This window comes from Cupriavidus sp. 09_S30 (assembly GCF_056930435.1).
Genome location: NZ_JBXOWI010000002.1, coordinates 1,883,982 through 1,906,231 on the forward strand (window position 1 = coordinate 1,883,982; position 22,250 = coordinate 1,906,231).

The 22,250-nt window shown below is 69.6% G+C and carries 20 protein-coding genes; 9 read left to right on the forward strand and 11 right to left on the reverse strand.

The features are described 5' to 3' along the window. Positions 1 to 10: 10 nt before the first annotated feature. The 3 genes from AC1Z3O_RS28650 to AC1Z3O_RS28660 all read right to left on the reverse strand — a co-directional run bounded on the left by AC1Z3O_RS28650 (position 11) and on the right by AC1Z3O_RS28660 (position 3,522). Positions 11 to 904 (reverse strand): LysR family transcriptional regulator, encoded by an 894-nt coding sequence (locus AC1Z3O_RS28650; protein WP_483519731.1) that lies wholly within the window; start codon positions 902 to 904, stop codon positions 11 to 13. 118 nt (positions 905 to 1,022) lie between these two features. After that, the gene (locus tag AC1Z3O_RS28655; protein ID WP_483519733.1) at positions 1,023 to 2,030 is read right to left on the reverse strand and encodes a Bug family tripartite tricarboxylate transporter substrate binding protein; all 1,008 of its coding nucleotides are present in this window, start codon (positions 2,028 to 2,030) and stop codon (positions 1,023 to 1,025) included. A gap of 64 nt (positions 2,031 to 2,094) precedes the next feature. Then, positions 2,095 to 3,522, reverse strand: coding sequence for a M20 family metallopeptidase (locus tag AC1Z3O_RS28660; protein ID WP_483519735.1), 1,428 nt, complete (start codon positions 3,520 to 3,522; stop codon positions 2,095 to 2,097). Positions 3,523 to 3,646: 124 nt separating this feature from the next. On the opposite strand from AC1Z3O_RS28660, the gene AC1Z3O_RS28665 reads away from it, so the two are divergent. Next, positions 3,647 to 4,600, forward strand: coding sequence for a LysR family transcriptional regulator (locus AC1Z3O_RS28665; RefSeq protein ID WP_483519737.1), 954 nt, complete (start codon positions 3,647 to 3,649; stop codon positions 4,598 to 4,600). Here AC1Z3O_RS28665 and AC1Z3O_RS28670 read toward each other — a convergent pair. The 8 genes from AC1Z3O_RS28670 to AC1Z3O_RS28705 all read right to left on the reverse strand — a co-directional run bounded on the left by AC1Z3O_RS28670 (position 4,587) and on the right by AC1Z3O_RS28705 (position 12,912). Continuing rightward, entirely contained in the window at positions 4,587 to 5,588 is a 1,002-nt protein-coding gene (locus tag AC1Z3O_RS28670) for a Bug family tripartite tricarboxylate transporter substrate binding protein (protein WP_483519739.1), read from the reverse strand. The genes AC1Z3O_RS28665 and AC1Z3O_RS28670 overlap by 14 nt on opposite strands. 146 nt (positions 5,589 to 5,734) lie before the next feature. Next, positions 5,735 to 6,550, reverse strand: a complete 816-nt coding sequence (gene hpaI, locus AC1Z3O_RS28675; protein WP_483519741.1) for a 4-hydroxy-2-oxoheptanedioate aldolase — start codon at positions 6,548 to 6,550, stop codon at positions 5,735 to 5,737. A gap of 53 nt (positions 6,551 to 6,603) precedes the next feature. Continuing rightward, a complete protein-coding gene (hpaH, locus tag AC1Z3O_RS28680; RefSeq protein WP_483519743.1) occupies positions 6,604 to 7,407 on the reverse strand; it encodes a 2-oxo-hept-4-ene-1,7-dioate hydratase in 804 nt (267 codons plus the stop codon). An 88-nt stretch (positions 7,408 to 7,495) separates the two neighbouring features. After that, positions 7,496 to 7,888, reverse strand: coding sequence for a 5-carboxymethyl-2-hydroxymuconate Delta-isomerase (locus AC1Z3O_RS28685; RefSeq protein ID WP_483519744.1), 393 nt, complete (start codon positions 7,886 to 7,888; stop codon positions 7,496 to 7,498). Between the two features lie 26 nt (positions 7,889 to 7,914). Next, a complete protein-coding gene (gene hpaD, locus AC1Z3O_RS28690; RefSeq protein WP_483519745.1) occupies positions 7,915 to 8,763 on the reverse strand; it encodes a 3,4-dihydroxyphenylacetate 2,3-dioxygenase in 849 nt (282 codons plus the stop codon). A gap of 1,107 nt (positions 8,764 to 9,870) precedes the next feature. Beyond that, complete coding sequence (gene hpaE / locus AC1Z3O_RS28695) at positions 9,871 to 11,331, reverse strand: 5-carboxymethyl-2-hydroxymuconate semialdehyde dehydrogenase (protein WP_483519746.1); 1,461 nt, start codon at positions 11,329 to 11,331, stop codon at positions 9,871 to 9,873. A gap of 37 nt (positions 11,332 to 11,368) precedes the next feature. Next, complete coding sequence (locus AC1Z3O_RS28700) at positions 11,369 to 12,133, reverse strand: fumarylacetoacetate hydrolase family protein (protein ID WP_483519747.1); 765 nt, start codon at positions 12,131 to 12,133, stop codon at positions 11,369 to 11,371. Next, a complete protein-coding gene (locus AC1Z3O_RS28705; RefSeq protein WP_483522060.1) occupies positions 12,130 to 12,912 on the reverse strand; it encodes a fumarylacetoacetate hydrolase family protein in 783 nt (260 codons plus the stop codon). The genes AC1Z3O_RS28700 and AC1Z3O_RS28705 overlap by 4 nt, the downstream gene beginning before the upstream one ends. A 398-nt stretch (positions 12,913 to 13,310) precedes the next feature. Here AC1Z3O_RS28705 and AC1Z3O_RS28710 point away from each other — a divergent pair, with 398 nt between their 5' ends. The 8 genes from AC1Z3O_RS28710 to AC1Z3O_RS28745 all read left to right on the forward strand — a co-directional run bounded on the left by AC1Z3O_RS28710 (position 13,311) and on the right by AC1Z3O_RS28745 (position 22,236). Continuing rightward, entirely contained in the window at positions 13,311 to 14,402 is a 1,092-nt protein-coding gene (locus AC1Z3O_RS28710; RefSeq protein ID WP_483519748.1) for a LacI family DNA-binding transcriptional regulator, read from the forward strand. Beyond that, positions 14,402 to 15,421, forward strand: coding sequence for an ABC transporter substrate-binding protein (locus tag AC1Z3O_RS28715; protein WP_483519749.1), 1,020 nt, complete (start codon positions 14,402 to 14,404; stop codon positions 15,419 to 15,421). The genes AC1Z3O_RS28710 and AC1Z3O_RS28715 overlap by 1 nt, the downstream gene beginning before the upstream one ends. 318 nt (positions 15,422 to 15,739) lie before the next feature. After that, positions 15,740 to 16,558 carry an ABC transporter permease gene (locus tag AC1Z3O_RS28720; protein WP_483519750.1) on the forward strand — a complete coding sequence of 273 codons (819 nt, stop codon included), beginning with the start codon at positions 15,740 to 15,742 and terminating at the stop codon, positions 16,556 to 16,558. A 10-nt stretch (positions 16,559 to 16,568) separates the two neighbouring features. Then, positions 16,569 to 17,468, forward strand: a complete 900-nt coding sequence (locus tag AC1Z3O_RS28725; RefSeq protein ID WP_483519752.1) for an ABC transporter permease — start codon at positions 16,569 to 16,571, stop codon at positions 17,466 to 17,468. Beyond that, positions 17,461 to 18,513: an ABC transporter ATP-binding protein gene (locus AC1Z3O_RS28730; protein ID WP_483519754.1), complete on the forward strand. Its 1,053-nt coding sequence runs from the start codon at positions 17,461 to 17,463 to the stop codon at positions 18,511 to 18,513. Before AC1Z3O_RS28725 ends, AC1Z3O_RS28730 begins: the two co-directional genes overlap by 8 nt. A gap of 32 nt (positions 18,514 to 18,545) precedes the next feature. Continuing rightward, positions 18,546 to 19,391, forward strand: coding sequence for a phosphodiesterase (locus tag AC1Z3O_RS28735; RefSeq protein WP_483519756.1), 846 nt, complete (start codon positions 18,546 to 18,548; stop codon positions 19,389 to 19,391). 330 nt (positions 19,392 to 19,721) lie between these two features. Further along, positions 19,722 to 20,354, forward strand: a complete 633-nt coding sequence (locus AC1Z3O_RS28740) for a response regulator transcription factor (RefSeq protein ID WP_483519758.1) — start codon at positions 19,722 to 19,724, stop codon at positions 20,352 to 20,354. Positions 20,355 to 20,397: 43 nt separating this feature from the next. Continuing rightward, positions 20,398 to 22,236 (forward strand): ATP-binding response regulator, encoded by a 1,839-nt coding sequence (locus AC1Z3O_RS28745; RefSeq protein ID WP_483519760.1) that lies wholly within the window; start codon positions 20,398 to 20,400, stop codon positions 22,234 to 22,236. Positions 22,237 to 22,250: the final 14 nt, after the last annotated feature.

Genomic DNA, 22,250 nt, shown 5'->3' on the forward strand with positions numbered 1-22,250 from the left:
GCGCCGCTGCTCAGTCGGTGAGAAAGAGTTCGGCCATCAGGCCGCGCAGCCAGCGGTGGCCCGGGTCCGCATGATTGCGCTCGTGCCAGTGCTGCTTGACCAGATAGGACGGCATCGCCATCGGCAGCGGCAGCAGCCGCACCGGTTCGGGCGAGGCCAGCATGGTGGCCAGGCGCTCCGGCACCAGCGCGATCAGGTCGGTGTGGGCCACGATGGCCGCCAGGCCGAGGAAGCTGGGTACCTCCAGCACCACCGTGCGCTGCAGCTTCTGCTCCTGCAGCAGCTGCTCGATCCAGTGGTGGCCGGTGCCGGCCGGGTCCACCACCACATGCCCTTCTTCGGCCAGATGCTGCAGGGTCAGCGTGTCGCCGATGCGCGGATGGCGATGCGACACCAGCGCCACGTAGACCTGCGCGAACAGCTTCTGCTGGTAGAAACCGGCATCGAGCTGCGGCATGAAGCCCACCGCCAGGTCGACCTGCCCTTCTTCGAGCTGGCGCGCGGTGTCGGCGCCGATGTGCCGCACACGGATGCGCACCTGCGGCGCCACCTGGCGCAGGCGGTCCAGCAGCGTGGGCAGCAGCACGATCTGGCTGATATCGGTCATCGCCAGCGTGAAGCTGCGCGCGGCGCTGGCCGGCTCGAACACGGCGCGGTAGCGGCTGACCTCCTCGGCCGCGGCCAGCAACGGGCGGATGCGCGCGACCAGCGCCTGCGCGCAGGGCGTGGGCTCCATGCGCCGCGGTGTGCGCACGAACAGCGGATCCTGGAAATGATCGCGCAGCTTGGCCAGGTTGAAGCTGATGGTGGGCTGCGACAGGCCTAGCACATTGGCCGTCTGCGAAACGCTGCCGGTGTCGTACAGGACGGCGAACACCTGCAGCAGCTTGAGGTCGATTTCCATGGGGGGCGCCGGAATGCGGCCGCAGGACGCGGCCGCCGGAGCCATATGGTAGGGCAAGGGCAGTGTGCTGTCAGCCTGGGCCAGGAGTCCCGACCGGTAAGCAGTCAACCGGCGGGAGCTAATCCAGGCTGATATGGATGCGCCGGCCAATCGCGCGGTAGCGCTCAAGGTCCGCCTGCATCAGCGCGCGCAGTGCGGCGGGCCCCATGGACGTGGCCTCCAGCGCCTGCTGCGCCAGGACCTGCCTCACCTCTGGCATGGCCATGACCGCCGCCAGTTCCCGCCCAATGCGTTCGAGCAGCGCGGGCGGCGTGCGCGCCGGCGCGGCCACCGCATAGAAGCCGTCGAAAGCCGCCTGCTCCAGCTTCAGGTCATGCATGCCTGGCACTTCGGGCATGAACGGCGTGCGCGTCCGCCCCACGGTGGCGAGCACCCGCAGCTTGCCGGACTTGACGCCCGGGCCGACCGCCGCCAGCGTGTCGATGCCCAGGTCCACCTCGCCCCGCATCACGCCGAGCAGGGCCTCGGCACTGCCCTTGTAGGGCACCGGGTCGATGGCGATGCCGGCGGCGTCGGCCAGCATGGCGCCCGCCAGGTGCGGCGCGGTGCCGGCGCCGAAGGTCGAATAGGAGAGCTTTCCCGGCGCCGCGCGGGCCGCGGCCAGCACGTCCCCGATCGAGCGGTAGGGCTTGGCTGACGCCGTCACCACCACCAGCGGCGCGTTGGCGACCAGCGCAAGCGGCGCCAGGTCCTTGAGCGGATCGTAAGGCGGCTTGGCACGCAGGGCCGGCACCACGGTATAGCTGCTGCTGCCCGAGACCAGCAGCGTATGGCCGTCGGGCTCGGCCCTAACCACGGCATCCACGCCGATTGCCGTGCCGGCGCCCGGCCGGTTCTCCACGATCACCGGCTGGCCGATGCGTGCCGCCAGCTTCTCCGCCACCACGCGACCGACGATGTCGGTAGCCCCGCCGGGCGGGAACGGCACTACGATGCGCACCGGCCGGGTCGGCCAGGTCTGCGCATGGGCCAGCGACATGCCGAGCAGCAACAGCAGCCACGCGGCAAGGCAGCGAAGCCGCGCTGGCGCGACGGCGTGCCCGAGGAAATGGCGGCCAGGGACCATGATGTGCTCCTGTTCTAGTGGATCGAGAAGTTCAAGAAGTTCGAGAGGTTTGACGCCACGCGGCTCAGGCACCCTGCCCGGCGCGGCGGCTCACGCCATGCCACGGCAGGCCGCCCTCGGCGCCCAGGTCCCAATACAGGCCCGCCATCATGCGCAGCCCCTCGCGCGCCACCGGCGCGAGCAAGTGCTCGTTGGGCGCATGCTGGGCGCATGCCGGGTAGGAGTGCGGCACCCACAGCGTGGGCAGGTCCAGGATCTCGGCGAAGACTTCGTTGGGCAGCGAGCCGGCCAGGTTCGGCAGCAGCACCGGCCGCTTGCCGGTGCTCGCCTCGATGGACGCCAGCACCCAGCCGACCCAGGGATGGTCCAGCGGCAGTCGCGTCGCCGGGCAGGCCGCGCTGACGCTGACTTCCACCGCGCCGAAGCCGCGCGCCGCGAGATGGGCGCGCACGGCCTGCGCCAGCCCCTGCCAATCGGTGCCCACGACGAAGCGCAACTGGCAATGCGCCACCGCCTCGGGCGGAATGGCGTTGACCGGCCGCGCCGCAGATCCCGCGCCCAGGGCCAGCACTTCCAGCGTGTTCCAGCCGACCAGGCGCTCGGCCGCGCTCAAGCCGGGCTCGCCCCAGTCCGGATCCAGCGCCGGGGCATCGTCGTCGGTGCCGACCGGCAGGTCCTGCAAGGCCGCCCGTACCGCCGCAGCAAGCGGCGGCGGCTGCAGCGCAGGCACCAGGATGCGGCCGCGCGCATCCACGAGGCTGGACACGGCGTGCGCCAGCACGATGGCCGGATTGGCCAGCACCCCGCCCCAATTTCCGGAGTGGTAGGCGCGTTCGCGGCAGCGCAGCCGCAGCGAGAAATTGACCAGCCCGCGCGAGCCCAGGAACACGGTCGGCCTCTGCGCCGCCACCCGGGGCCCGTCGCAGGCGATCAGAAGGTCGGCCCGCAGGCGCGCTTCGCGATGGGCGAGGCAGAACTCGCGCAGGCCCGGCGAACCGGCTTCCTCGCCCATTTCCATCAGCACCGTCACGTTGTAGCCGAGGCGGCCGCCGCGCGCCGCAATCACCTGCGCCAGCGCGCCGAGGTTGACGGTGTGCTGGCCCTTGTTGTCCGCGGTGCCCCGGCCGTACCACTTGTCGCCCTCGACACTGAGCCGCCAGGGCTGCAGTCCTGCACGCCAGTGCGCCTCCTGTCCACCGACCACGTCGCCGTGGCCATAGGTAAGCACGGTGGGCAGGCGCGGGTCTTCGATGCGCCGCGCGACCAGGAAGGGCTTGTCCGCCTGTACTGGATTGGGCAGCAGCTCGCAGGCGAAGCCCAGCGCGGACAGCGCCGGCGCGATCTCCTCCTGCAGGTAGCCGCCGAGCACAGCTGCGTCGGCGCTGGGCCCGTCGCTTTCCGTGCGCCAGGCGACGCGCTTTTGCAAGGTTTCGGCAAAAAGGCCGGTATCGAACCAGCTTGCTGCGGCTTCAAGGGCGGAATCACGGGACATGGCGGGAACGCGGCTCGTGGTGGAAACGGGATCGGAGTGTCCGGGCCATTCTATGGAGCGTCCCGACGCATTACAATTTGAGAATTCATCACGATCGATTGCCTTTTTGGCAATGCTCCGCGCCATGCTCCACCTCCTGCTCGGCACCGCTTCCCGCTACTTTCTCGAGGTTGCGCGCACCGGTTCGGTCACCGAGGCGGCGGCGCGCCTGCACGTGGCGGCCTCGGCCATCAGCCGGCAGATCGGCAAGCTAGAAGAAGGGCTGGGCTGCGCGCTGTTCGAGCGCCGGGCGCGCGGCATGGTCCTGAGCGAGGCCGGCGAGCGGCTCGCGGCCCATCTGCGTCACGTCGCGCAGGACGCGGAACGGGTACTGGACGAGGTGCGCGGGCTTGGCGCGCAGCGGCTGGCCCGCATTGACGTGGCCAGCACCGATGGCTTCGCCGCCGGGTTTCTGCCGCAGGTGATGGCGGCCTTCCACGCGGCAAATCCTTGGGCCAGCGTGCATCTGCGCGTAGGTTCTCCCGCCGACGTCTCGCGCTGGCTGCTGCGCGGCGAAGTCGAACTGGGACTGAAGTTCTCAGTGGCGCCGGAAAGAGGGCTGGCCGTCTGTTTCAGCGCACGCGCGCCCATCCTGGCCGTGATGGCGCCCGCGCATCCGCTGGCGCAGCAGCAGCGGATCAAGGTCAGCGAGCTGATCCGCTATCCGCTGGCGCTGCCCGACGGGCAGGCCACCGCGCGCCGGGTGCTAGACCTGGTGTGCGGCGAACGCGGCCTGCAATACCAGGCCGCCTTCGGCGGCCCCTATGCGACGATCCTCGCACTGGTCGAAAGCGGCCGGGCACTCACCCTGTCGGCCCGCCTGAGCGTGGCCCACGCCGTGCGCGACGGCCGCCTGGCGGCGCGGCCGCTGGACGCGCCGCAGTTCGCCTCGCGCGCGGTCCAGTTGCTGGCGCTGCAGGGCCAGACGCTGCCTGGGCCGGCGGACGCGTTCCGCGCGGCACTGGTCGATGCCCTGCGGGCCGAGTTGCCGGGGCGGCGCAGCTCAGCGCCGCCCGCCGCCAAGGCTACTCCTGCGTAATATGGTGCGCCCGGATCAGCTCGCCCCACTTGGCCTGCTCGCGCGCCACGAAGGCGGCGAAGCCGGCGCGGCTGTCGCCCATCGGCTCCAGGCCCAGGTCCTGCATCTGCTTGACCACGCCCGGGTCCTTGAGCGCGGCGACGATGGCGGCGTTGATCTTGTCCACGGTGGCCGCGGGCGTGCCGGCGGGCACCACCACGCCTTGCCAGGCGAAGGCGGTGAAGTCCGGCAGGCCGGCCTCGGCGAAGGTCGGCACATTGGGCAGCACGGCGGCGCGCTGCTCCGCCGGCAGGGCGATCGCGCGGATGCGGCCGGCGCGGATCAGCGGCGCAGCGGCGGACAGGTCGGCCATCATGAAGTCGACCTGGTTGCCGGCCAGGTCCTGCAGCGCCGGCGGCGTGCCCTTGTAGGGTACGTGCACGGCCTGTGCCTTGAGGCGGTCCAGCATGAGCTGGGCGCTCAGGTGGTGCGGGCTGCCGGTGCCCACCGAGGCGAAGGTGGCCTTGCCGCTGTCCGCCTTCAGCCAGTTGATGAACTCGGGCAGCGTGTGCGCGGGCACGCGCGGGCTGGTCACCAGCACCACCGGCAGCTTGACGAGCGAGGTCACCAGCGTGAAATCGGCCTTGGCGTCATAGGGCAGCTTGCGGTACAGCGCTGGGTTCAGCACCAGGGTGCCCTGCCCCGCCGTGAGCAGCGTGGCGCCGTCGGCCTTGGCCCGCGCCACGTCCTGCGCGGCCAGGATGGTGGCGCCGCCGGGCTTGTTGTCCACCACGATGTTCTGCTGCAGCACCGGCGAGATCTTCTGCGCAATGATGCGCGTGGCCAGGTCGCTGCCGCCGCCGGCGCTATAGGGCACGACCCAGCGCGCAGCGGGCTCGGCACGCGCGGGCAAGGCGGCGCCCAGGCCGATGCCGGCCAGGGCGGCGAGCGTCCCGAGCAAGGCGGCGCGGCGGGCTGGGGAAAGGCGCGGGCGTTGTGCTGCCGGCATGCGTGAATCTCCTTTGTACAGGGTGCGGCCCGGATGCGGCCGCGCGTGATATTAGCCTGAAGGCGCGGCCTGCGGTGCTCGCCGGCCGGTGCGGCGCGGGCCGCCGCGCGGCGACACTGCCCGCTCGGCCGGGAGCGGGCTCAGTCTCAGTAGGTCTTGTCCTTGGCGCCAGCGTCAGCCGTAGCCGCCGCCGGCGCGGCCTTGAACTGCGCGGCCAGGGCTTCGGCGCCGCGCGCCAGCACGGTGGTGTCGACACCCACGGCGGTGAAACGGGTGCCCAGGTCCATGTAGCGGCGCGATTGCGCCGCGTCGCCGCTGAGGATGCCTGCTGCCTTGCCGGCCCGGCGGATGCGCGCGATGGCGTCGGCAATAGCCTGCTGCACCTCGGGATGGCCGGGATTGCCGAGATGGCCGAAATCCGCGCTCAGGTCAGACGGACCGATGAAGACGCCATCCACGCCTTCGGTGGCGGCGATGGCATCCAGGTTGTCCAGCCCGGCGCGCGTCTCCACCTGCACCAGCACACACATCTCTTCGTTGGCGCGCGCCAGGTAGCCGGGCACGCGGTTCCAGCGCGAGGCGCGCGCCAGTGCCGCGCCCACGCCGCGGATGCCCTGCGGCGGATAGCGGGTGGCGGCCACGGCAGCGGCGGCTTCCTCTGCCGTCTGCACCATCGGCACCAGCAGCGTCTGCACGCCGATATCGAGCAGCTGCTTGATCTGTACCGGGTCATTCCAGGCGCAGCGCACCACCGGCCGCGCCGGATAGGGGGCGAGCGCCTGCAACTGCGCCAGCACGGACGGCACGGTGTTGGGCGCGTGCTCGCCGTCGATCAGCAGCCAGTCGAAGCCGGCGCCGGCCAGCAGTTCCGCCGTGTAGGGGCTGGCCAGCCCCAGCCACAGGCCGATCTGCTGCTCGCCCGCCTGGAGCGCGCGCTTGAAGGTATTGATGGGGAAATCCATGAACGTGGCTCCTTGGGCCGCAAGGCCCCATGCTCTCGCGGTAGCGCGCGCAGTCAGACGAAATGGCAGCCCACGGCACCCAGCGGGCCGTAGTCTACGTGAAAAGTATCGCCCGGCGTGGCCGCCACCGGCCGCGTGAACGAACCGCCGAGGATGACCTCGCCCGCCTCGAGCCGCACGCCGAAGGGGTGCAGCTTGTTGGCGAGCCAGGCCACGCCGTTGGCCGGATGGTTCAGCACCCCGGCGGCCACGCCGGTCTCTTCGATCACGCCGTTGCGCGACATGATGGCCGAGACCCAGCGCAGGTCCACATCGAAGGGACGCACCGGCCGCCCGCCCATCACCACGCCGGCATTGGCGGCATTGTCCGAGATGGTGTCGAAGACCTTGCGCGGGCGCTTGGTCTCGGGATCGATTGACTGGCTGCGCGCATCGATGATCTCCAGCGCGGGGATCACGTACTCCACCGCATCGTAGACGTCGAACAGCGTGCAGTTGGGCCCCGACAGCGGCTTGCCCAGGATGAAGGCCAGCTCCACTTCCACCCTCGGCGCGATGAAGCGGCCGGCGGGGATCTCGCCACCTTCGTGAAAGAACATGTCGTCGAGCAGCGTGCCGTAGTCGGGCTCGTCGATCTGGGATGACATCTGCATGGCGCGCGAGGTCAGGCCGATCTTGTGGCCCTTGACGGTGCGGCCCTCCGCGAGCTTCAGCGCGACCCATTCGCGCTGGATGGCGTAGGCGTCCTCGATGGTGATGTCGGGGTGGTCCAGCGAGATCTGGCGGATCTGCACGCGGGACTTCTCTGCCTGGTTCAGGCGTTCCGCCACCTGGCGGATCAGTTCGGGACTCAGCATGGGGGCTCCGGCGGCGCGAGCGCCGCGATAGGGAAATGCGTCCGGCTGCGTGGCCGCGCCCGCCCGCGCGATGGCGGGCAGGCGGCGCTCAGCCGGCCTTCTTGAAGCGGGCGTGCACGTTGTTGTGCTTGTAGCTGCCGCCCTCGTTGAATTCAGCCAGCTCCATCGACAGCGCCAGGTAGCGCTTGGCGTAGAGCGCAGCGAAATGCTGCTTGATCGCCTCGAACAGTTCGTCGCAGGCCTTCTTCTTGACCGCCTCCTCGCGGCCTGCGCCGATCTTCAGCGTGACGTGCACGAAGGCGTAGTCCTCCTCGCCGTCGGCCATGCGGTAGTCGGTCAGCGCGATGGCGCGGGAGCGGATGCCGCCGATGGGGAAGACGCCGCCCTGCGCGATCAAGGTCTCGTTGATGGTCTTGAGCAGCGCGGGCACCTCGGCCTCGGCGCGGATGTTGTCGGTGTATTCGACGATGACGTGTGGCATGGCTCGCTCGCGGTATCTAGACGGGATCAGGGCAGCGGGAAGATCGCGTTGATCTGGCCGGTGCCGGAACTGGTGAAGTAGTCGGTGACGATGTCCACCGGCTTGTCATAAGCATCCCAGCCCAGCAGGCCGAGCAGCATGGCGGTGTCGTGCATGCCGCCCTCGCCCACGCACAGTTCGTTGTACTCAGGCAGCATGCGGCAGAAGGTGGCCCAGTCGCCCTGCTTCCACAGCTCCACCACGCGCAGGTCGACCTGTTTGTAGAACTCGCGGCTGATCTGGTGGATGCTCTCTTCCGGGCTGTTGTTGTCGTTGAAGCGGTGCGACAGCGAGCCGCTGGCGAGGAAGGCGACATTGGCATCGCTCTTCTCGATCGCCTCGCGCAGCGCGATGCCGAAACGCCGGCTCTCGTCGAGCTGGTGCCAGGCGCACCAGCCGGCGATGGACACCACCTTGAAGTGCTGGTCGCTATTCATGTAGCGCATCGGCACCAGGGTGCCGTACTCCAGCTCCAGGCTGTCGATCTCGTGCGCGCGCGTGATCACGCCGTGCTCGCTGGCGGTCTGCGCGATCAGCCGGCCCAGCTCCGGGTTGCCCGGGTAGGCGTACTGCATGTCCTTGATGAAATGCGGCAGCTCGTTGCTGGTGTAGGTGCCCTGGAAACGGCGATTGCAGTTGACGTGATAGCCGGCATTGACCAGCCAGTGCACGTCCGACACCACGATGGTGTCCACGCCCAGTTCGCGGCAGCGACGGCCGATCTCCCGGTGCCCGGCGATGGCCGCTTCGCGGCAGCCGTGGTGCTTGCCGGGCATTTCCGACAAGTACATCGACGGCACATGGGTGATCTTGGCGGCCAGCGATAGCTTGCCCATTGTCTTGTCTCCAGTCTTGTTGTATTGCCACCGCGCGGTGCTCGAGGCGACATCGCCCGATCACCGCCAAGCTGCTCCCCTCTCCCGCCCACGGGAGAGGGGTTGGGGGAGAGGGCCGGCATTCGCCAGAACGACCACGCTCACTACGCGCGAGCGCCTGCCCTCTCCCCCGGCCCCTCTCCCACAAGTGGGAGAGGGGAGAAACCTTGCGGCACTCGATGCGGCATCGCCCGATTGACCGCCAACCTGCTCCCCTCTCCCGCCTGCGGGAGAGGGGTTGGGGGTGAGGGCCGGCACTCGCCAGAACGACTACGCTCACTACGCGCGAGCGCCCGCCCTCTCCCCCGGCCCCTCTCCCACAAGTGGGAGAGGAAAAAAACCTTGCGGCACTCGATGCGGCATCGCCTGATTCACCGCCAACCTGCTCCCCTCTCCCGCCTGCGGGAGAGGGGTTGGGGGTGAGGGCCGGCACTCGCCAGAACGACTACGCTCACTACGCGCGAGCGCCTGCCCTCTCCCCCGGCCCCTCTCCCACAAGTGCGAGAGGGGAGAAAACCCTGCGGCACGCGATGCGGCATCGCCCGATTCACCGCCAACCTGCTCCCCTCTCCCGCCTGCGGGAGAGGGGTTGGGGGAGAGGGCCGGCATTCGCCAGAGCGACCACGCTCACTACGCGCGAGCGCCTGCCCTCTCCCCCGGCCCCTCTCCCACAAGTGGGAGAGGAAAAAAACCTTGCGGCACTCGATGCGGCATCGCCTGATTCACCGCCAAGCTGCTCCCCTCTCCCGCCTGCGGGAGAGGGGTTGGGGGAGAGGGCCGGCATTCGCCAGAGCGACCACGCTCACTACGCGCGAGCGCCTGCCCTCTCCCCCGGCCCCTCTCCCACAAGTGGGAGAGGGGAGAAAACCTTGCGGCACGCGATGCGACATCGCCCGATTCACCGCCATCCTGCTCCCCTCTCCCGCCTGCGGGAGAGGGGTTGGGGGAGAGGGACGGCATTCGCCAGAACGAAGGCGCTCGCTTCGTGGATGTGCCCGCCCTCTCCCCCGGCCCCTCTCCCACAAGTGGGAGAGGGGAGAAAACAAGCCTACGCCTAGGCCCCCGCCCTCACACCCCCCACTTCGGAATATGGTGGCCGCCCATCGAAATGCACACGTTCTTCACCTCGGCGAAGACCTCGAAGCTGTACTCTCCGCCCTCGCGCCCCGTGCCCGATTCCTTGGTGCCGCCGAAGGGCTGGCGCAGGTCGCGCACGTTCTGGCTGTTGACGAAGACCATGCCGGCCTCGATGCCGCGCGCCAGGCGATGCACCTTGCCCACGTCCTGCGTCCAGATGTAGGAGGCCAGGCCGTAGCTGGTGTCGTTGGCCAGCGCCAGGCCGTCTTCCTCGCCCTTGAAAGGGATCAGGCAGGCGACCGGGCCGAAGATCTCTTCCTGCGCCACGCGCATGCGGTTGTCGACGTCGGCCAGCACGGTCGGGCGCACGAAGTTGCCACCTTTCAGGTGGGCGGGCAGGCCTTCGGGCAGGTCCGGGCCACCGGCGAGGATGCGCGCGCCTTCCTGCTCGCCCAGGCGGATGTAGCCGGTCACCTTTTCCCAGTGCTGGCGCGTGATCATCGCGCCCACATGGGTCTGCGGGTCGGTCGGATCGCCCACGCGCAGGCGGCTGGCGCGCTCGGCGAACTGGCGCACGAACTCGTCGTAGACGGTCTCCTGCACGAAGATGCGCGAGCCGGCCGTGCAGCGTTCGCCGTTGATCGAGAAGATGGTGAACAGCGCCGCATCGAGCGCGCGCTCCAGGTCCGCATCGTCGAACACCAGCACCGGCGACTTGCCGCCCAGCTCCATCGAGAACTTCTTCAGCCCAGCGCGCTCGATGATGCGCTTACCGGTGACGGTGCCGCCGGTGAAGGACACCGCGCGCACGTCGGGATGCCGCACCAGCGCGTCGCCCGCGGTGGCGCCCAGGCCCTGCACCACGTTGAGCACGCCCGGCGGCACGCCGGCTTCCAGTGCCAGCATGCCGAGCTGGTCGGCCGTCAGCGGCGACAGCTCCGACATTTTCAGCACCGCGGTGTTGCCCAGCGCCAGGCAGGGCGCGACCTTCCAGGTGGCGGTCATGAAGGGCACGTTCCACGGCGAGATCAGCGCGCACACGCCCACCGGCTGGTAGAGCGTGTAGTTCAGCATCTGGTCGTCGACCGGATAGGTGCGGCCATTCATCTGCACACAGACCTCGGCGAAGAAATTGAAGTTCTCCGAGGAGCGCGGAATCAGCTGCTTGCCGGTCTGGGCGATGGGCAGGCCGGTGTCCTGCGTCTCCAGCGCGGCGAGTTGCGGCACGTTCTGCGCGATCAGCTCGCCGAGCCGGCGCATGATGCGTGCGCGCTCCTTGGCCGGGGTGTTGGCCCACTTGGGGAAAGCGGCCTTGGCGGCGGCCACCGCCGCGTCGATTTCGGCCTCGCCGCCGGCGGCAACCTCGGCGATGGCCTCGCCGGTGGCCGGGTTCCAGGTGGTGAAGCGGTCCTTGCTGTCGACCTGCTTGCCGTTGATCCAATGCTTGATCATTTCAATCTCCTTGCCTGCTCGCATCCCTGCGCGCGGCTCAATCCGCGCTGCCGTATTCGCTCGCGGCGGCGATGGTGTTCACCAGCCGCCCGACGCCTTCGATCTCTGTCACCACTTCATCGCCCGGCTGCGTGTCGGCCAGGCCCTCGGGCGTACCGGTCAGGATCATGTCGCCTGTTTCCAGCGTCATGAAGCTGCTCAGGTAGGCGATCAGCCAGGGGATGTCGAAGATCATGTCGCGCGTCGAGCCTTCCTGCGTCAGCTTGCCGTTGACGGTGGTGCGCAGGGTCAGGTTCATCGGGTCGGCGATGTCGTCGCGATCCACCAGCCAGGGCCCCAGCGGCGTGCAGGTGTCGCGGTTCTTCACGCGCAGGTTGGGGCGGTAGTAGTTTTCCAGGTAGTCGCGGATGGCGTAGTCGTTGGCCACGGTATAGCCGCGCACGTAGTCGTAGGCATCGGCCGCCTTGACGTTGCGCGCGGTGCGCCCGATCACCACCGCCAGTTCGCACTCGTAGTGCATGTACTTCACGCCGGCCGGCCGGATCGTGTGGCCGCGGTGGCCGATAAAGGTGCCGGGTCCCTTGAGGAAGACCAGCGGCTCGTCGGGCGCCTTGAATGACAGCTCGCGGGCGTGGTCGGCATAGTTCAGCCCCAGCGCAAAGCTGGTGCGCGGCTCCACCGGCGGCAGCCAGGTGACTGCGTCCTCGGCCACCTCGCGGCCGTCGTCGAGCTTGAGCCGGCCCTCTCCGGCGGGGCGCGCGGCATGGATCAGGCCGTCATAGGCAACGCGCGCGGTCCTCATGCTGCTTCCTCCGTCGGGGTGGCCGCCACCACGCGATGCTGCAGGCGGCCCACGTTCTCGATCTCGATCTCCACCACATCGCCGGCGCGTGCCAGCGGGGCGCCCTCCGGCACGCCTGCCAGCAGCACGTCGCCGGCCTCCAGCGACATGAAGGCGCTGACCTCCGCCAGCAGCGTTTCCACCGGGCGGATCAGGTTGGCCGTGCTGTTGCGCTGGCGGACCTCACCATTGATGCGCAACGTCATCGCCAGCGCGCCGGCATCGGGCACCGCGGTGCGCGGTGCGATCCACGGCCCGATCGGGCAGTAGCCGTCGCGGCACTTGTGGCGCACCGCCGGACGGTAGTAGCTGGCATGGGGCACGCTGACGTCGGACACCACGGTATAGCCGGCGATGTAATCGCTGGCGCGCGCCGGGTCAATGCGGGTGGCGCGGCGGCCGATCACGATACCCAGCGCCGCGCCGATCTCGAGCGCCTCGGCGCCGGGCGCGAGCGCGACCTCAGCCAGGTGGCCCGCCAGCGTATTGCGCGGCTTGATGTACAGAATGGGGGCGGCGGGCGGCGCCTGGTAGGGCGGCGCGTTGACGCTGTCGCCCAGCGCCTCGAGCGCGCCGCGGAAGTTCAGCAAGGCGCCGTAGACGGTGCCGGTCGCCGCCGGCAACCAGCGGAACTCTTCCTGCGCCAGCGGACGGCCACCCTCCAGCGGCAGCCCGCTGGCCTCACCCACCACGGCAGTGCCGGGCTGCCCGCCGCGCACAGCAATCCGGGCCAGCCGCATCGTGCTTGCGTTCATCGTCTCCTCTCGCTTTCGGTCTATTGCTATCGGCCGGGGACACTCCGCCCGCGACCACGGATCGGATCGCGTCCGATCAATTATTAACATGTTAAGCAAAATTTTTTGCGCTTTCAAGTCCCGCCCGAAGCACACGAGGGTGCGTCTTGTCGCAACTCGGACGGCACCTCGGACCGCATCTCGAACGCAAGCGCCACCTTACCCCTGCTGTCATGCCGCTGTCACGGCCACCTCGCAGAATGCGCGGCAAGCATCGGCGCCTCGGGCGCCCGTGCCGCGCGATGTCGCACCGCAACACTCCAAGGCCTTGACGCCTTGTTTTTTGGCACTTGAATGAAAACGTTTTCAACCGTCCCGCGCCGGCACCGGCCGGAAGCCCGCCGATGACACCCCAAGACCAGCCCGCGCCGGGCGCCGCGACCCTGCTGGATGTGGCCGAAGCCGCCCAGGTGTCGCTGGCCACGGCCTCGCGCGTGTTCAGCAGCCCGGCGCTGGTGCGCGAAGCCACCGCCCGCCGCGTGCTGGATGCCGCCCGCGCCTTGCGCTTCCGCCCCAACCTGCTGGGCAGCAAGCTGCGCGCACAGCGCAGCCGCATGATCGGCGTCATGCTGCCGACGATGGAGAACGCGGTGTTCGCCGAATGCTGGCACGGCATCGAGGAGACGGCGCTGGCGGCCGGCTATTCGCTGATGCTGGTCACCAGCGGCTACCGGCCGGAGCGCGAGCGCGAACGCATCGAGTACCTGCTGCGGCACCGGGTCGACGGCATGGTGCTGACCGTGGCGGACGCAGCCCGCAGCGAGGTGCTGGACCAGCTCGACGCGGAGGGACTGCCCTATGTGCTGGTCTACAACCAGTCGGGCGCGCGTGGCCGGCGCCATTCCGTTTCGGTTGATAACCGCCGCAGCGCCTGCGCCGGCGTGGAGGCCCTGCTGGCGGCCGGCCACCGCCGCGTGGTGGTGGTATCGGGCGCCTTCGTCGCCTCGGACCGGGCGCGCCAGCGCTTCTCCGGCTACCAGGACGCCATGCACGCGCACGGGCTGGCGCCCTCGCCCGCACTGTGCCTGCCTTCGCACACCGCCAGCAACGCCGGCCAGCTCGCGGCGCTGATGGCGGGCCCCGATGCACCCACGGCACTGTTCTGCACCAATGACCTGCTGGCCATCGGCGTGATCTCCGACCTGCGCCGCCTGGGCCTGCGCGTGCCCGCCGACGTGTCGGTGCTCGGCTACGACGGCATTGTCCTGGGCACGGCGGTGGAGCCCGCGCTGGCGACCGTGGCCCAGCCCAACGGCGAGATCGGCGCCCAGGCCGTGGCGCGGCTGCTGTCCCGGCTGGACCCGGGCGCGGCGCCCAAGGGACCGAGAGTCACCCTGCTTCCGCATGTCTTGCGCCTGGGCGGCACCGTTGCCGCGCCGGCTGCCAGGCCCGTCCGTCTTCCCTCTTCCCCTGCTGTCCAACCTAGGAGCTCCTGATGCATCCGATCCGTTCCTGGCACCGCGGCCTGCGCGGGCTCGCGCTGGCCTTCAGCGCCGCCACCCTCAGCCACGCTGCCATGGCGCAGACCGCCATCTGCTACAACTGCCCGCCCGAGTGGGCCGACTGGGCCGCGCAGATCCGCGCCATCAAGGACAAGACCGGCGTCACCGTGCCGTTCGACAACAAGAACTCCGGCCAGTCTCTGGCGCAGCTTGTGGCCGAAAAGGCCAGCCCGGTGGCCGACGTGGTCTACTACGGCGTGACCTTCGGCATCCAGGCCAAGAAGGACGGCGTCACCGGCGCCTACAAGCCCGCCCACTGGGCGGACATTCCCGACGGCCTGAAGGATCCGCAGGGCAACTGGTTTGCCATCCACTCGGGCACCATGGGCTTCATGGTCAACGTCGACGCGCTGCGCGGCAAGCCCGTGCCGCAATCGTGGGCCGACCTGCTCAAGCCCGAATACAAGGGCCTGGTCGGCTACCTCGACCCGGCCAGCGCCTTCGTCGGCTATGTCGGCGCTGTCGCCGTCAACCAGGCGCTGGGCGGCACGCTGGACAACTTCGGCCCGGCCTTCAAGTACTTCAAGGACCTGCAGAAGAACCAGCCGATCGTGCCCAAGCAGACCGCCTACGCGCGCGTGCTGTCGGGCGAGATCCCCATCCTGCTCGACTACGACTTCAACGCCTACCGCGCCCGCTACAAGGACCACGCCAACGTCGCCTTCGTCATTCCCAAGGAAGGCTCGGTGGTGGTGCCCTATGTGATGAGCCTGGTCAACAAGGCGCCGCACGAGGCCGAGGGCCGCAAGGTGCTGGACTTCGTGCTGTCCGACGCCGGCCAGGCGCTGTGGGCCAACGCCTACCTGCGCCCGGTGCGCGGCACCATGCCCAAGGAGGTGCAGGCGCGCTTCCTGCCCGCGGCGGACTACGCGCGCGCCAAGACCGTGGACTACGGCAGGATGGCCGAGGTGCAGAAGGCGTTCAGCGACCAGTATTTGAAGGAGGTGCGCTGATATCGGGAGAGTGGCGGGGGCGATCGCGCCCTGGTAGCGATTGCGCCCTGGTAGCGCTCTCCCCGCGATGGTTTGCTCCCCTCTCCCACAGAGTGGGAGAGGGGCCGGGGGAGAGGGCCGGCGCTTGCGCAAAGCGCATGTCGTCGTTCTGGCGAATGCCCGCCCTCTCCCCCGCCCCTCTCCCGCAAGCGGGAGAGGGGAGAACACCCGGCGCCACGCTCGCGCCCACGCTCACGCTCACGCCCACGCCCACGCCCACACCCACACCCACACCCACACCCGCAATGCGGCCCCTGAATCCCTGACTGCGCCCGATCCATGCCACCCCGTGCTCCACGCCTCTTCCCCTTCGCCCTGCCGGCGCTGATCGTCTTCACGGCCTTCTTCTGCCTGCCGATGGCCAAGCTGCTGGCGATCAGCCTTGGCGGCGAGCAAGGCGCCGGCGTCTACTGGACCGTGCTCAGCAGCCCGCGCTACCTGCACAGCCTGATGGTGACCGTGCTGCTGTCCGGCGTGGTAACGCTGGCCACCCTGCTGATTGCCGGCGTGGCCGGTACCTTCCTGCAGCGCCACTCTGTGCCCGGCAAGCCGGTGCTGGTGGCCATGCTGACCTTTCCGCTGGCCTTTCCCGGCGTGGTCATCGGCTTCATGGTGATCATGCTGGGCGGGCGCAACGGCCTGGTCGCCACGATCGGCGACCTTCTCGCGGGTGAACGCTGGACCTTCGCCTACGGGCTGGCCGGCCTGTTCGTCGGCTACCTGTACTTTTCCATCCCGCGCGTGATCCTGACCGTGATGGCGGCCGTCGATAAGCTCGACCCCTCACTGGAGGAAGCCGCGCGCTCGCTGGGCGCCGGCCCCTGGCGCGTGGTGCGCGACGTGATGCTGCCCGCGCTGATGCCGGCCCTGATCTCCAGCGGCGCCATCTGCTTCGCCACCAGCATGGGCGCCTTCGGCACCGCCTTCACGCTGGCCACCCAACTCGACGTGCTGCCGCTGACCATCTACAACGAGTTCACCAACTATGCCAACTTCGGCATGGCCGCCGCCTTGTCCGTGCTGCTCGGCAGCGTGACCTGGGCCATGCTGGCGCTGGCGCGCTGGTTCTCGGGCGACGCCGTCGCCGCCACTGCCTAGGAGCCCAAACATGTCCGCGACGCGATCCGCACAACCCCGCCGCGCAGGCTACTGGCTGCAGCTGGCACTGACCTGCCTGGTCTGCCTGTTCATGACGGCACCCGTCGTGCTGTCGGTGCTGGCCGGCCTGACCAACAATATCTTCATCGGCCTGGAAAGCGGCCTGACCACGCGCTGGCTGGGCGAGGTCTGGTCGCTCTACCGCAATACCATCTTCCTGTCGCTGTGGATCGCGCTGGCCTGCCTGGCCTGCACCCTGGTGCTGGGCGTGCCCGCCGCCTACTATATGGCGCTGCGGCGCGGGCGCCTGACGCGGCTGGTGGAGGAACTGCTGATGCTGCCGGTGGCCGTGCCGGGCCTGGCCACCGCGCTGGGCCTGATCCTGCTCTACGGCGGCTGGCCGGCGCTGCGCACCAGCTGGGTCTTCATCCTGATCGGCCATGTGCTGTTCACCCTGCCTTTCATGGTGCGCGCGGTGCTGGCCGTGCTGTCGGCCATCGACGTGCGCACCCTGGAGGATGCCGCCGCCAGCCTCGGCGCCTCGCGCCTGCAGCGCTTCTTTGGCGTGGTGCTGCCCAACTGCCGCCAGGGCATCCTGGCCGGCGCGCTGATGGTGGTCACGCTGTCGGTGGGCGAGTTCAACCTGACCTGGATGCTGCACACCCCGACCACGCAGACGCTGCCGGTCGGCCTGGCCGACAGCTACGCCTCGATGCGCCTGGAGATCGGCTCGGCCTACACCATCGTCTTCTTCGTGATGATCATTCCGCTGCTGGTGCTGATGCAGGCCCTGTCCGCCGTCGGCGCGCGCGCGCGCAAGCACCGCGCCGCACCGCTCGACGCATCCGGCGACGCCGCCGCCATCGCCGCCACCGCCCCCAAGCTCACTGCCAAGACCCGCCATGCATGACACGATTCCCATCCGGCTGCGCCGCTGCGCCAAGACCTTCGCTGACGGCACCCTCGCGCTGCAGCCGCTCGACCTCGACATCGGCGCGGCCGAGACCGTCGTGCTGCTGGGCCCTTCCGGCTGCGGCAAGACCACCACGCTGCGGCTGATCGCCGGGCTGGAGTTCCCCGATGCCGGTGGCGAGGTGTGGTTCGGCGACCAGGACGTAACGGCGCAGCCGATCGAAAAGCGCGGCGTCGGCATGGTGTTCCAGAACTACGCGCTCTTTCCCAATATGACGGTGGCCGAGAACATCGGCTACGGCCTGCGCGTGCGCCGCCTGGACGCCGCGGCGCGGCGCCGCCGCGTGGACGACATGCTGGGCATGATGCAGCTGGAGGCGCTGGCCGACCGCCGCGTCGACCAGCTCTCCGGGGGCCAGCGCCAGCGCGTGGCGCTGGCGCGCGCCATCGCCGTGCAGCCGCGCGTGCTGCTGCTCGACGAGCCGCTCACCGCCCTCGACGCCAAGCTGCGCGACAGCCTGCGCGCCGACATCAACCAGTTGCTGCGCAGCCTGGGCATCACCGCCGTCTACGTCACGCACGACCAGGCCGAGGCCATGGCCCTGGGCGACCGCATCATCGTGATGGACAAGGGCCGCATCGCCCAGACCGGCACGCCGCAGCAGATCTACCGCGCGCCGGCCAGCGCCTTCGTGGCCGACTTTATCGGCACCATGAACCGCCTGCCCGCCAGCGCGGCGGACGGCGCCTGGCAGGTGCCGGGCGGCCGCCTGCCGCGCGCGGATGGCACCGCGGGCACCGAAGCCGAGCTGATGTTCCGCCCCGAGGACGTCGCGCCGGCCGGTGCCGGCGAGGCCGCCGCGCTGAACGGCACCGTGCTCACCGCGCTCTTCCTGGGCAACTGCACGCGGCTGCTGGTCGACGTGGGCGCGCCGGCGCCGCTCGTGGTCGACACCGCGCAGCGCGGCAACTGGCAGGCCGGCACGCGCATCGGGCTGCGGGTGGAAATGGCGCACCTGATCACCCTGCCCGCCGCGGCATGAACCCCCACATCACGAACGGCACCGCGAACAGCATGACACCCGACTCCTATCTCATCGCTCAGATCACCGACCTGCATATCAAGGCCGGCGGGCGCCTCTCCTACCGGATGGTGGACACGGCCGGCGCGCTGCGGCGCTGCATCGACACCCTTCTGGCCACGCCGCAGCGCGCCGACGCGGTGGTCATCACCGGCGACCTGGTCGACTTCGGCAGCGAGGACGAATACCGCTTCCTGCGCGGCCTGCTCGATGCCCTGCCCATGCCGCTCTACCTGCTGCCAGGCAACCACGACAGCCGCGCCGCGCTGCGCCGCGTCTTCCCGGACCACGCTTACCTGTTCGCCAACGGCGACGGCGAGGCACCGGTGCATTACAGCGTGATGGCCGGCCCGCTGCGGCTGGTCGGCTTCGACTGCACGGTGCCCGGCCGCAGCGGCGGCCGCGTCGATGCGGCGGGCCTGCAATGGCTGGACGCCGCCCTGTCCGCCGCGCCTGCGGTGCCGACCCTGCTGATGCTGCACCACCCGCCCTTCGACACCGGCATCGGCCACATGGACGAACAGGGGCTGGAAGGCGCGGCCGAACTGGAGGCGGTGGTGCGCCGCCATGCGCAGGTAGAGCGCGTGCTGTGCGGCCACCTGCACCGGCACATCATCCGCCGCTTCGGCGGCACCATCGCCATGACCGCGCCGAGCCCGGCCCACCAGGTGGCGCTGGACCTCGATCCGGACGCGCCGTCACGCTTCCGCATGGAGCCGCCCGGCTACCTGCTGCATTGGTGGCATCCGCGCCATGGCCTCGTCACCCATGCCGCCGCGATCGGCGACCATGGACCGGCTTACCCCTTCTACGATGCGGATGGGAAGTTGATCGACTAGGAGGGCCTGAAAAACAGGCGATAGCGAAGGCAGGCGCCTGAAACCAACAAGTCCGCGGGCAAAAAAAACCCACTGCCGGGTGGTAGTGGGGGTAGACGAAGTGGTGTTGGCGCCCGCATGCGGGCAGCCACTGGCAAATGATCGCATCCCGCCGGCGCGAGATGAATAATCTTTCCGGACTAGCTGTGGCGCGGCGCACAGAACCTGCCCCGCCTCCTCGCTATGGCGCATGGACAAAGCCGCGCGAATGCGTTCCAATCACACGAATTGTGGCGTACCACGCATACGGCGTGCCGCGCGCTGGCTTTGCCCCTTCCCAAGAACAAGAACATGTCCCGAGCCAGCCTGCTCCTGATCGACGACCACACCCTGTTCCGCACCGGCTTGCGCCTGGTGCTGGCCGATAGCCCGCGGGTCGCCTCCATCGCGGAGAGCGGTTCGGTGATGGAGGCCGTGCAGGCGCACGGCGGCAAAACCTTCGGCATCATCCTGCTCGACATCCAGATGCCCGGCCTGAACGGCATCGAGGGCGTCAAGGTTCTGCGCCGGCATTTCCCCGAGGCACGCATCCTGATTGTGTCGGGCACGTCAGGACTGGAGGTCGTGCCGCCCGATGCCCGCAGGGAACTGGCCGGCTTCCTGCCCAAGTCCGCCGACACGCGGCAGATCGAGGAAGCACTGGGCTGCTGCCTGGATGGCGGCAGCTTTTTTCCCGCGGAGAGCGGCACACGCGCCGCGCCGGCCCCGGCTTACCAGTCCAGCACGCTGACGCCGCGCCAGCTCGAGGTGCTGGAGCAGCTCAGCCTGGGCCGCTCCAACAAGGTCATCGCGCATCATCTCGGCCTGTCGGAGAACACCGTGCGCGTCCACGTGGCCGCCATCCTGGACCATCTCGGCGTGGTCAGCCGCGTCGAAGCCATCCTGGAGGCGCAACGCCGGGGCCTGATCCAGGCGGTGCGCTGAACCGCTTCGGCGTCCACCCTGGCCTTCGACCCGCGCCCCGCCCATGCCGCCCGCCTTCACCCTGCTGCCCCACTTCGACGAGCCGCGCGTGCTGTCGGCACAGATGGAGCTGCTCGACCAGAGCTTCGGCATCGCCATGCTGGGATGCTCTCTGGCCGCCATCATCCTGGCCACCGGACTGAGCCTGACACGCGCCTCGCTGGGACCGCTGCCCTGGGCCGCGGCCATCGCGGTGGCCTGCGCCGTGGGCCACTATGGGCGCTTCCTGATGCCGGATCGACTCAGCGAGGCGCGCGTCGGCCTTTACGCGCGCGCCATGACGATGCTGCTGACGGTGATCGGCAGCCTGTGGGGCGTGGTCGCGTGGCTCTACCTGGACGTACGCTCGCCGTCCACCGTGATCTGCGTGCTGTCGCTGATCGCGGGCATGAGCGCAGCGGCCCTGGCCGTGTTTTCGGCCTGCCTGCCGGTCGCCATCGGCTTCTTCGTGCCGGCCATCCTGCCAGTGTGGATCGCATTCCTCGTCACCGGCGACCTCGACTACCTGCCGATGTTCCTTGGCACCCCGCTCTACCTGGGCGTGCTGATGGTATTCGCCCGCAACTATGCGCGCGTTGCCCGCCATTCGATCGCCCTGCGCTTCGAGAACGTCGAACTGATCTCCCAATTGCGCGAACAGACCACGCGCTCGGAACGCGCCCAGCGCGCGGCCGAGGAGGCCAACCGCGCCAAGTCGGTCTTCCTGGCCTCCGCCAGCCACGACCTGCGCCAGCCGCTGCACGCGCTCGGCCTGTTCGTGGTGTCGCTGGGCAGGACGGCGCTGGACGATCGGCAGCGGCAGCTGATCGAGCATATCCAGGCCTCCTCGGGTGCGGCGCGCGAAATGCTCAACACGCTGCTCGACTTCTCCAAGCTGGACGCCGGCGTGGTCGAGGCGCGGCCGCGGCCGTTCCGGCTGCAACCGCTACTGCACAAGCTGGAAAATGAGTTCGCGCCGCAGGCGAATGCGCGCGGGCTGGTCTACCGCACGCGCGACACCACCGCCGTACTCTACGGCGATCCCACCCTGGTCGAGCTGGTGCTGCGCAACCTGATCGCCAATGCCATCCGCTACACGCGCCAGGGCGGCGTGCTGGTGGCTTGTCGCCAGCGGCGCCGGCAGGCCAGGCTGGAAGTGTGGGACACGGGGATCGGCATCCCGCCCGCGCAGCACCGCGCCATCTTCCAGGAGTTCCACCAACTGGGGAACCCCGAGCGCGACCAGCGCAAGGGGCTGGGCCTGGGACTTGCCATCGTCGAAGGGCTGGCACGCACCATGGACACACGCGTGACGCTTGCCTCGCGGCCGGGGCGCGGCTCGGTCTTCCGGCTGGTGCTGCCGCTATCGCTGAGCAAGCCGGACGAGGGCGTCGCCACGCCGGTGCCGCGCGGCCTGGACGGCCTGTCCGTGCTGGTGATCGACGACGACGAGGCCATCCGCGTGGCGATCTGCGAGCTGCTCGGCGGCTGGCAGTGCCGCTGCCGTGCGGTCGATTCCGAGGCCGAGGCGTTGGCCGTGCTCGATACGTTCACCCCCGACCTGCTGCTGGTCGACTATCGCCTGCGCGGCGAGCGCACCGGCCTGCAGGCCGCGGAGGCGGTGCATGCCCACCTGGGCCGGCGCGTGCCGGCCATCGTCGTCACCGGCGACACCGCCGCGGACCGCCTGCGCGATGTCCATGCCGACGGCAGCACGCTGCTGCACAAACCCGTGGTGGCCGAGGAGCTGCAGGCGGCCATGATCGCCACGATGCGCGAGCATGGTTGGGGCCAGGCCCCGGACACGCCGCAGGCGCACCAAGCGCACCAGGACCACGCCGCCGACGCCACGCGCGCGCCCTAGGCGACGGTCGTTTG

Coding starts and splice junctions, on each gene's coding strand:
- AC1Z3O_RS28650 (WP_483519731.1), bottom strand. CDS start 904: ATGGAAATCGACCTCAAGCTGCTGCAGGTGTTCGCCGTCCTGTACGAC.
- AC1Z3O_RS28655 (WP_483519733.1), bottom strand. CDS start 2,030: ATGGTCCCTGGCCGCCATTTCCTCGGGCACGCCGTCGCGCCAGCGCGG.
- AC1Z3O_RS28660 (WP_483519735.1), bottom strand. CDS start 3,522: ATGTCCCGTGATTCCGCCCTTGAAGCCGCAGCAAGCTGGTTCGATACC.
- AC1Z3O_RS28665 (WP_483519737.1), top strand. CDS start 3,647: ATGCTCCACCTCCTGCTCGGCACCGCTTCCCGCTACTTTCTCGAGGTT.
- AC1Z3O_RS28670 (WP_483519739.1), bottom strand. CDS start 5,588: ATGCCGGCAGCACAACGCCCGCGCCTTTCCCCAGCCCGCCGCGCCGCC.
- hpaI (WP_483519741.1), bottom strand. CDS start 6,550: ATGGATTTCCCCATCAATACCTTCAAGCGCGCGCTCCAGGCGGGCGAG.
- hpaH (WP_483519743.1), bottom strand. CDS start 7,407: ATGCTGAGTCCCGAACTGATCCGCCAGGTGGCGGAACGCCTGAACCAG.
- AC1Z3O_RS28685 (WP_483519744.1), bottom strand. CDS start 7,888: ATGCCACACGTCATCGTCGAATACACCGACAACATCCGCGCCGAGGCC.
- hpaD (WP_483519745.1), bottom strand. CDS start 8,763: ATGGGCAAGCTATCGCTGGCCGCCAAGATCACCCATGTGCCGTCGATG.
- hpaE (WP_483519746.1), bottom strand. CDS start 11,331: ATGATCAAGCATTGGATCAACGGCAAGCAGGTCGACAGCAAGGACCGC.
- AC1Z3O_RS28700 (WP_483519747.1), bottom strand. CDS start 12,133: ATGAGGACCGCGCGCGTTGCCTATGACGGCCTGATCCATGCCGCGCGC.
- AC1Z3O_RS28705 (WP_483522060.1), bottom strand. CDS start 12,912: ATGCGGCTGGCCCGGATTGCTGTGCGCGGCGGGCAGCCCGGCACTGCC.
- AC1Z3O_RS28710 (WP_483519748.1), top strand. CDS start 13,311: ATGACACCCCAAGACCAGCCCGCGCCGGGCGCCGCGACCCTGCTGGAT.
- AC1Z3O_RS28715 (WP_483519749.1), top strand. CDS start 14,402: ATGCATCCGATCCGTTCCTGGCACCGCGGCCTGCGCGGGCTCGCGCTG.
- AC1Z3O_RS28720 (WP_483519750.1), top strand. CDS start 15,740: ATGCCACCCCGTGCTCCACGCCTCTTCCCCTTCGCCCTGCCGGCGCTG.
- AC1Z3O_RS28725 (WP_483519752.1), top strand. CDS start 16,569: ATGTCCGCGACGCGATCCGCACAACCCCGCCGCGCAGGCTACTGGCTG.
- AC1Z3O_RS28730 (WP_483519754.1), top strand. CDS start 17,461: ATGCATGACACGATTCCCATCCGGCTGCGCCGCTGCGCCAAGACCTTC.
- AC1Z3O_RS28735 (WP_483519756.1), top strand. CDS start 18,546: ATGACACCCGACTCCTATCTCATCGCTCAGATCACCGACCTGCATATC.
- AC1Z3O_RS28740 (WP_483519758.1), top strand. CDS start 19,722: ATGTCCCGAGCCAGCCTGCTCCTGATCGACGACCACACCCTGTTCCGC.
- AC1Z3O_RS28745 (WP_483519760.1), top strand. CDS start 20,398: ATGCCGCCCGCCTTCACCCTGCTGCCCCACTTCGACGAGCCGCGCGTG.